Raw genomic sequence first — 9,018 nt, 5'->3', positions numbered from 1 at the left:
CATCAGTTGACGTGCCATAACTCATCACCTCTCAACATTATCTTTATTCTATGCAACTTCATGTAAAATTGGTATAATTGGGAACGTTAAGGGATTGGATTTCTATTTCCCCTAGTTTTACTTCTAATTCCCAGTCTCCGCCTAATGCTTTATTCCCAGTTTTGTTATTAGAGGCTGCGATATTTGCGCCCGTTAATAGATGCAAATTTTCGATGAATTGTAATCCGGTTTCTCCGGCGGCGACTTCGCAGCCATAGAGGAGGATATCGGCATTTTTAGTTAACGCTTTCCCCCACTGTTGAATTTCGTTGCTAAATTGGGTTAGATTTTGATTGTTTATGGTGTCTGAGCCGAGGCTTAGACTGCCAGGGCTACCGTGAGAGAGGATATGAATTGCTTCAATATCACTTTGATTAGCCAAGGCTTGACTAATTTGTTCGAGGGCGCTGAAATTTTCATTTTAAATGAAAATTTCAGCGCCCTCGGCCCTTTCGATCAGGCTTTGATAATCTTGTACAGAAGAGTCTACGAAAATAATTTGCTTATTCATGGTTGATTACCCGTTGATTTTTGTTCGGTCTTGTCAAGATTAATCAGTTTGCTGTTGCTAGTTTGTAATAAAAATGCTCACAAATTGAGTTAAAGTATCTTTAAGTTTTGTAAGTCGTCTGCATCTGAAAAGAAGAAGGCGATCGCTTTTGCGGTTGCTAGTTGCTGTATCATTGCACACTATTGACTTTCAATAATCTCTGGAGGCAAGACAGTGCATCCAGCATCTGAGACGGTATCTGCTTTAAGTTGGATGTTACATAACTTTACGGAATTACCGCCGAGTTTATTGCAAAATCTATCTTGCGGTAGATGGCAGTCAACTGACTTTATGATTATACAGTCGCGAGTGGGAGAAAAGTGCAATCGAACTCGGCCAATAATAATCATAACCTCGGTCATTGCTTAGGGCCAAAAAATGTGCTTAGAAAAATTTTGACCAAAATCAGTCCTGGCCGCACTCGCAACCCAAGCGTTGGGGAGTTTTCTACGGGGATTGTGGGCTGTAAGAATGTTTTTTGGTCAATCGAACTTGTGCCATTCTCAATTGCCCACCAAACAATCTAATTGTTCTTGCATTTGGGCGGTAACTCGATCGAAACAAGCATCAACATAATCGCGATCGCGCGCCGCCTCCGAACCGTACCTCTCAAATACAATCGGTTTGCAGACGCGAGTCCGAATTTGCACGGGTAAAGGCAGGTTCGGCAAAGGCCCAATACCCAGTCCCCAAGGCAATCCCAAATACACCGGAAATACCACTGGATCGATGCCCAACAACCACGGCATCCCCCATTCATGCAATTGCTTAATTTGTTCGTACAAATCTCCCAAAACTATCAAAGTATCGTGGGCGCCGTGGGATATTATTGGTATAATTGGCACTTCTTCTCGCAATGCTAATTTGATAAATCCCTTGCGTCCGGCAAAGTAGATTTGATGGCGCAAATGATGGGGGCGAAAAACATCTTGGGCGCCGCCCGGATAGACGAGAACAGGGGCATTTTTTCGCAAAGCTGCGATCGCCATTTTCGGATGCGCCTTGAGCGCACCACACTGAACCGCCATGCTAGCAATATCAGGAGAAACTTGCCAAACCGTCGGGTGCATCAATCCGTATGCCAAGCGTTCCGTGCCGTACCTGCGGAACCATTCGTAGAGGAACATAAACATATCTGGAACGGCGATTCCCCCGTTGTGAGAACCGACAACGAGCATTTTTCCGCTCGCTGGTACGTGGTGCCAGCCGTCGCTTTGTACGCGAAAATAGTAGCGGTACAGCCATTCCCAGACTGGCAACAAAAGCTGAATGAAGTCGGGATTGCGATCGTCTAAAGATAGACCGTCCAAGGGATATTTAGAGGATTTTCCGTCTTTTTTGTTAGTAGTTTTGGTCACTGCAAAAATATTTAACGCTTTGGTCATTGTATAGCAGGAGGAAGAAAGCTTGAGCTATCTAGGAGAGAAGGAAGAAGAGAGAATCTCAGTTGTGCTTTTACTCTTCTTGTGCGTGCGAGCTTCCCGCTCGCCCTAAAAAAAAATGATTTTTACTCTCATTAATATGCTCCCCTTCAGAAGGAACCTACCTCATTAGTTTCAGCAATAAAAAATGTCCTAAACGTCGAGTGCGGTTGCTATATCAATATAATTAAATCAGAAATTGCACCAATATTTGGTTTCTGATTTTAGCGGGCTGGTTTTGTTCGGAGGTTTTGTGCTGGTTGTCTATTTTGTTGGCTCAACCTGCCCCTTGTATCTTTAAACAGACAGGCGCTCGAACCGCAGCAGGCAAAGTAAAGCGTCAGCGAGTAAATATAAAGAAACCATCCAACTTCCTTACTTAAGAACCAGAACCAAGGGCACCTGAAGTCGAGGAACTACAAGCCGGCGTTGCGGCGACTAGAATCCTTAATGGAAATGTCTCCACAGGAACAAAACTGTTTGGAAACAGCTACAGCAACTGTCCTTGGCGATCGCGCGGCGGCTTTAGCCACAAAAACACAACCCTGCCTAAAGCCGATGGGTTTCCGTTTTGGAAGATTTTATCAAATTGAGGCCACCCATCGGGTCAATGCTAGCGATTTGCGCTGTTTGCCGCAATTTTAAGTAAGGTGCGATCGACAGTGGAGTTATGTCAGCGAGATGGAAGAACTGTATGTGGCTTGTGGCACCCGACTAGGACGATGGGGTCGATCGCACCAATCGCCTGTCACTCAGAATCTTGGAGCATCTCAAGCACCATCTCGCTCTCGAAGCTGCCAAGAATTCACCGGAAATGCAGAAAAATATTACTCAACTGCAACAACTGGCAGCTAAATGCTTTAACGAACACCTGACAAGATCTTGACGGACAAGAAAGGACTTGCATTCCTAGTAAACTCTCACCCATTTAAATAGTTAACAGTTAACTTTTGACTGTTGACTTTCCCACTCCCTCACTCTCCCCGCTTTCCCTCTCTCGTCTTGTCCCCCTCCCCCGCTCTGCCATAACGAGCAATTTATAAGCGCAGCAGCTTAATTTGTGTGGGCTTAACTCTCAGAAAAAAATAAATTATATAGATAAAACTTGACTTACAGCCATAAAAAATGTTATGTAGAGCTTTTTCCTGGAAGACAAATCGATTTTTTTGCTATATTGACCTGCAATAAAGATAATAGTTTTGATCAGATGAGGAGTTGAACGGATGAAAAACTTGAGTTACTGGAACAAACCCGCTGCATTGCTGGGCGCGATCGCGATCGCAGCCGGAAGTTTGCAAGCAAATGCGGCAAATGTTGCCACCCCATCAACATCCACTGCCCGTCAGGATGGTGAAAATACTTCATTTGAAGATAGCGCCACTTTTCAAATAGCCCAGGCTGGCAACAGTTGCCGCAAAGTCACTCCCAAAGAAGGTTTGACGGTTCGCCAGAGTCCAGACCCCAAATCCCCTAGAGTTGGCGGTGTACCACTTAACACTCAGGTAACGCTGTCCCAAGGCGCTACTTCTGTTAAAGCCTCCGACGGCCGCCTCTGGATTCCAATTACCGCTCCCGTAAAAGGGTATGTAGCTAGCGGATACCCCAACAACGAGGCTAATTTAGGTTCGTGCACGACAGCCAGCACAATTAGTCAAACTCCTTCCCCTAGTCCAGCACCGGCACCGGCACCAGCACCGGCAGCGACACCAGCACCGGCACCTGCTGCGACACCAGCACCGAGTCCAAGTCCTGCACCTGCTGCGACACCAGCACCTGCACCTGCTGCGACACCAGCACCAGCACCAGCACCAGCACCAGCACCAGCACCAGCGCCAGCACCAGCACCAGCGCCAGCACCAGCACCAGCACCAGCACCAGCACCAGCACCAGCACCAGCACCAGCACCAGCACCAGCACCAGCACCTGCAACGGGTCCCGTAAGTCTGTGCCGCCAAGTAGAACCTCGCGTAGCGCCGAGGGGTCTAGCTATCCGCACCGAGCCTTCAAAGACTGCTGCGGTTAAAGGTGGCGTAGCTGCTAACGGTCAAGTAACGCTTGTGCCGAACTTCCAGTTAGTGAGAGATAAGAATGGAGAAGACCGCAATTGGGTTGAGATTTCAGCCCCTGTGGCCGGATTCATCTCGGCTGGAAATTTGATCATGTGCAAGTAAACTTGTGAGTTCGATCGCTCTTTTTGACTAAAAGAGCGATCGACACCAAAAATAGTTTTAAGATTGTCGCGCAGGCAGGAAACAACGCCGAGCCCAGACTGCTTCTGTGGCTTACGAATGAATAACTTATTTCTATCGGGAAGCAGCGGTAGCGAATCTTTCTGTGCCTGTGTTTTTCGTGAGTAGCGTCAAGTCCTAGCTTGGTTCCTCGCAACGCACGCGGGATGAATGAATTTAAGCAAAAAGCCGATCGACCTTTCTACTGACAGCGGCCGCTTGCCCAATCTTGGTGTCCGCGATTTGGTTGACACTTCGATTGTCGGCCAATCCAGACAATTTCCCACTTATTTTGCCTGAGTCTGAGTTCGATGCGGTGCCGCATTCCGGCAACAGAATCGTCAGCTAAACCGACGACGGTTTGGACAATTACCGCTGTTTCTCGCGTGGGATATTCAACCGAAATTTGGTCGCTTTTTCTGCCTTCAGATTCTTGGTCACTGCTAAAGAGTTTTGCTGCGATATCTTTGGGATTGGAGACGGTAATTTTGCGATCGGCAACGAACTGTTTAGCGTTAATTGCTTCGTAGTTCGATCGGGCGGCGGGCTGCCCCATTGCTGCGATGGGAATTTGGATGCAGGTAAACACAGCTAGGAAAAAGAGCGATCGCTTCACAATTGATTCGTTCATGAGGCTTCAGATTGTGCGAGAAATTTTTGTCTTCGAGATGCGAAAGCCGCCAAATCTGCCTCGGTGAATTGAGTTTGCTGCCATGAGGGGCGGGCAAGCAGTCGATCGCACCAAGCTTGAATTTTAGGATAGCCGTCTAGGGACACACCAACCCAAGATAGCAAGGGCACGACGGTGCCGGCAACGCACTCGGCAAACGTGACACTGTTGCTAGCGAAAAAAGGGCGATCGTCCAGCAAGCCTTCAAAGAATTTCAGCACAGTATTGACTTTTTCCTTAGCCTTTTCGATTTCCTGCGGTTGGGGAGTTCCCCGTCCCATTTTTTCACTGCTTAGGGGGTAAATTTGCGGTAGAAGTTCGTTAACCGTGACCAATTCTACCATCCTCACAACTGCCAAATCTTTCGGTTCTTTTGGCAGCATTGCCGGTTCGGGATACTTCGTTTCTAGATAGTCAAGAATTGCTAGAGACTCGACCACAGTGAAGTCATCATCGACCAAAACAGGGATGCGGTGAAAAGGATTCATTGCCCCAAATTCAGGCTGTAAGTTATCGCCGTCCAAGTGGATTTCTACCAATTCAAAGTCGAGGTTTTTTTCTAACAGGGCGATCCACACGCGACGGGAGTTGGGGGAAATGGGAGTATGGTAAAGTTTCATGGCTGCTTGCGTTGGTTGTTGAGAGGGTCAGGTGTTGAGGATTGATCGGTCGCTCGCGCTGCTGAAAATATTTAGACTGTAGTCAATTTTACCCTATCCGGAATTGTCAGGAGAAATACTGGTTAAATATAACAAAAATATGTGCGATCGCATTTAGCTACTTTAGCTACATCATATTGAGTTAATTTCCACCTGTTGCTCTAATTCTATTTCGACTTGAGCCTCAACAAATGTAGTGTAAATGGGAATATTCGATGCTAATGCTTCAAAGCTAATAACGAGAGAATATGGTGCTTCTGCATCTGGATCGTTATTCCAACCTTCATGTCCAACTACTGCAATGCAGAATGCTTCTGTGAGTTCAAATGATTTGACAACCGTCCAATCCTTTTGAACAGTTCCCGCGCTTCTAGAAACACCCTCAATTTTTCCATAGTTTTTGGCTCTGTTGCCAATAGTCCATTTAAAACCTTCCTCTCCCTTTTCAGCATCATCTGAAGCATCATACTCTTTGAAAATCCTAGCCCGAAATTTTTCTGGATCTTCTCGCTTTTTGCTACAATCCCAATCCAGCCAAGTAGAAAGATATTTTCTGCGATTTCTACGAGTTCGACGTGGTTGTGCTTTGTAAGATAGAGTAACTTCTACCAGAATCTCATGGTTTTCTCCCTGACTACCCAACCCTTCAGGCAATTTGACTTGGTAAACATGAGCTTCTTTTGCTTTGATACGACGATTCCCTCTGGTAATCAAAGTGATACGATTGGGAGAATTACCTAAAGCGCGATCGATATTTGGAATGCCATAACCAATTTGACGAACAGTATCAAGTTTTTCTTCTGCCCACTCTGGCCATCTGGCTGATTGTACTATCAGCGCACGATATAAAAGGCAACTCTCATCCGGCAACTCAGCAGCAAGACACGCTGCTATATGGCTGACTTTTGGCGTAGCAAATGACGTTCCCACCGTGTCAGCAGCAACTCCGGGTCCACCATTCAAAGTCGATCGTACTAATTCAGGGCAAACTTCTTTAGGTGAAGTAATATTAGGTGGTATAGATTCATCTTTTACTAAGTCCCCACCATATTCAACTACTTCGGGTTTAATTGTATCCCAAATTCCTAACCCAGAGCATGAAAAAGCTGAGGGTTTATCCTTTTCTGATATTGAAGAATAGGGTAGTGCATGATAAGAAGCTAGAGAAACTGAGCCAACGGTTAAGGCTTGAAAACTTTGGGCCGGGTTCGCAATTCTACAAGAATCTTCTAAAAGATAATCTGGACATAGCCGATTTGCTGCCAGATGATCTTGGACAGATAATCTTGTATATCCTATTCTTCCACCACTTAAGGGTAAATTGCCTGCTGCCACAATAAATAAGATATCATTTTCCCAGGTCAAATTATCAATCGCCGCTGCCCAAGCACTCATATATCTCGTGCGACATGGAACAGAATCACTGAGAGAATGATTGAAAATTCTTGTTTTTGTTTTACTGTGATAAAACTCCACAATATCACCGAGTAAGTTCGGTGGAAATAGCTGGGTAGGTAGTTTACAGTTAGCATCAAGAACTCTAGCATTTTGAATCCAGCAAACAGCTTTTTCTTGACCAGTACGAGGTATCGCTATGGGATAAAGAACTGCACCAGCTACTCTCGTCCCGTGTCCGCCATGAACATAATCAGAAGTTTTATTAGTCTCTCCAGGAACCCAAGACCTTGAGCTTTGTGATTCAATTGCTGCCTTTAGAAAAGAGTGTCTTTCTTGAAGACCACTATCTATAACGCATACCTTGGGGGCAGTTGATTCGGGTGGTTCTAGTCTAAAACGCGAAGCATCAACCTCCGATAAACCTAGTTGCTGAATAATTTCAGCAACTACATCTGTCTCAATAACATCAAAAATACATGGAAAGTTGAAAACTAAATCTTTTAGCCCTTTTCCTGAAATTTGAATGCGACAGGAGAAACTATCTGGTAAAGGATCAGTCCCACTAATACCACCTTCTTCTTGAAAGCCTTTGATAATACTTCCTTGGTAAGCATGAATAAAAAATTCAAATTCGTCTTGTCTTTGCCATGCGATTTCTTCCCATTCCCTATATGTTAACTGACGGTTGTTTATCCAGTTATTGACTCGATTGATAAAACTATCCAGATCTTCATTAGGTTGTTTATTGGGGGAAGCAGGAAGTTGTGACTTAATTCCTACGCAGGAAACTACTACATCTAAAGTGTAAATTTGATCGTCTTTAACTAGATCCCAATGAGCCATTAATTCTGCCGAAAGAATGTATTGTGGTGGTTGAGTTCCGCCTATCACATCCCAGAGGTCTGCCACTTTACCAGCATTATACTCTTCTCTAATAATTTTTGCTATCTTATCTCGCAGTTCACCAAGTTCTAAATCTGCTGATGCACCAATAATGTATCCATATTTTATTTCTGCAATTAATTCAAGTTCATCGTTTCTGAGAGCCTCTGCACCGAATGCAGTAGCGTCATTCTCTAAAATAACAAAACTTACCTCAAAAGTATAAGGAAAATTCAAAACTAAGTCTTTTAGCCCATTACCAGAAATTTGAAGGCAGCAGGAAAAACTATCTAGTAGTTGAGAATATTCAGGAATATCTCCATCCACAATGTTTAAAATTTCTCCCTTATAAGCTTGTATAAATTGCGTAAACTCATCTTTTCTTTGTAACTTAATTTTTTTCCATTGCTGATAATTTAAATCACGTTTTTTACTCCAATTGGTGAATCGTTTAGTAAATCTTTCCTCACTTTCTGTAGCCTTTATGCGTGGAAAATCCGACAATTGTGACTTAGTACCTAGACAAGCAATGCCTATATTCACAGTATATATTCGTTCATCTCTAATTTGCTGCCATTCATTAAGTAGTTCTGGTGAGAGGATGTACTCAGGTCGCTTGCTTCCATCAATAAAGTCCCAGATTGCTTTAACTTTCCCCCCTCCTCTTTCTGCCTTAATAAATTTTTCTATTTTTTTTTGTAGTTCGGTAAAGTCTGTATCCTCGACAGAAGCACCAATAATATACCCATTTTCTAATTCAGCGATTACCTCAATACCATATGTTTTGAGATCCTCTGCCTGAAGTGCAGTAGGGTCAATCTGTAAAATAATAGGTATAGTTTTTTCTGGAAGGGGTGGCATTGCCTCTTCCTCTCTTCTTTCTTGAGTATTTTGCCAATAAGATATTAAGGAGTTCAACGAACTCTTTAATCTACTTCCATGTCCCTGGCGATCATTTTCATTTGCCGATGTTGTTGGATGCTCTTTTTTTACTCCCATTGGAGTTGCAGCAATTCCTTCTTTTGCCAGCCTAAGCTGAATATGCGGAAATTTATCAGAAAGTTCAACCATTTAGTCCTCCCAAAACAAAAAAATTGGCATTGCACAGTTGTGGTATGCTATCGATAGCACGCCTGCAAGGAACAAACATATTTCAGCTAGTAATAGGCAC

At 44.2% G+C, this 9,018-nt stretch carries 7 protein-coding genes and 1 pseudogene; 3 read left to right on the top strand and 5 right to left on the bottom strand.

The genetic code is table 11. The features are described 5' to 3' along the window. Positions 1-58: 58 nt before the first annotated feature. Positions 59-436 (bottom strand): annotated as a pseudogene (locus QUA71_RS28145) (DUF4347 domain-containing protein); the annotation flags it as partial. Between the two features lie 656 nt (positions 437-1,092). Then, positions 1,093-1,974, bottom strand: coding sequence for a glycerol acyltransferase (locus tag QUA71_RS28140; RefSeq protein ID WP_333290170.1), 882 nt, complete (start codon positions 1,972-1,974; stop codon positions 1,093-1,095). A gap of 486 nt (positions 1,975-2,460) precedes the next feature. Between QUA71_RS28140 and QUA71_RS28135 the strand changes: the two genes are divergently transcribed. From QUA71_RS28135 to QUA71_RS28125, 3 genes are all read left to right on the top strand, one after another. Next, on the top strand, positions 2,461-2,655 hold the full coding sequence (locus tag QUA71_RS28135; RefSeq protein ID WP_333290168.1) for a hypothetical protein: 195 nt from the start codon (positions 2,461-2,463) through the stop codon (positions 2,653-2,655). A 36-nt stretch (positions 2,656-2,691) separates the two neighbouring features. After that, complete coding sequence (locus QUA71_RS28130) at positions 2,692-2,865, top strand: hypothetical protein (protein WP_190663843.1); 174 nt, start codon at positions 2,692-2,694, stop codon at positions 2,863-2,865. Between the two features lie 368 nt (positions 2,866-3,233). Next, positions 3,234-4,181, top strand: coding sequence for an SH3 domain-containing protein (locus QUA71_RS28125; protein ID WP_333290166.1), 948 nt, complete (start codon positions 3,234-3,236; stop codon positions 4,179-4,181). A 259-nt stretch (positions 4,182-4,440) separates the two neighbouring features. Here the strand turns inward: QUA71_RS28125 and QUA71_RS28120 are convergent, their stop codons facing one another. The 3 genes from QUA71_RS28120 to QUA71_RS28110 all read right to left on the bottom strand — a co-directional run bounded on the left by QUA71_RS28120 (position 4,441) and on the right by QUA71_RS28110 (position 8,918). Beyond that, positions 4,441-4,869: a hypothetical protein gene (locus tag QUA71_RS28120; protein WP_333290164.1), complete on the bottom strand. Its 429-nt coding sequence runs from the start codon at positions 4,867-4,869 to the stop codon at positions 4,441-4,443. Next, positions 4,866-5,528, bottom strand: a complete 663-nt coding sequence (locus tag QUA71_RS28115) for a glutathione S-transferase family protein (RefSeq protein WP_333290162.1) — start codon at positions 5,526-5,528, stop codon at positions 4,866-4,868. The genes QUA71_RS28120 and QUA71_RS28115 overlap by 4 nt, the downstream gene beginning before the upstream one ends. Before the next feature lie 171 nt (positions 5,529-5,699). Beyond that, on the bottom strand, positions 5,700-8,918 hold the full coding sequence (locus QUA71_RS28110) for a S8 family peptidase (protein WP_333290160.1): 3,219 nt from the start codon (positions 8,916-8,918) through the stop codon (positions 5,700-5,702). Positions 8,919-9,018: the final 100 nt, after the last annotated feature.

The organism is Microcoleus sp. MON1_C5 (genome assembly GCF_036701875.1).
Taxonomy (GTDB): Bacteria; Cyanobacteriota; Cyanobacteriia; order Cyanobacteriales; family Microcoleaceae; genus Microcoleus.
The sequence above is the reverse complement of the archived record's forward strand: the minus strand, read 5'-3'. Positions and strand labels throughout refer to the sequence as shown.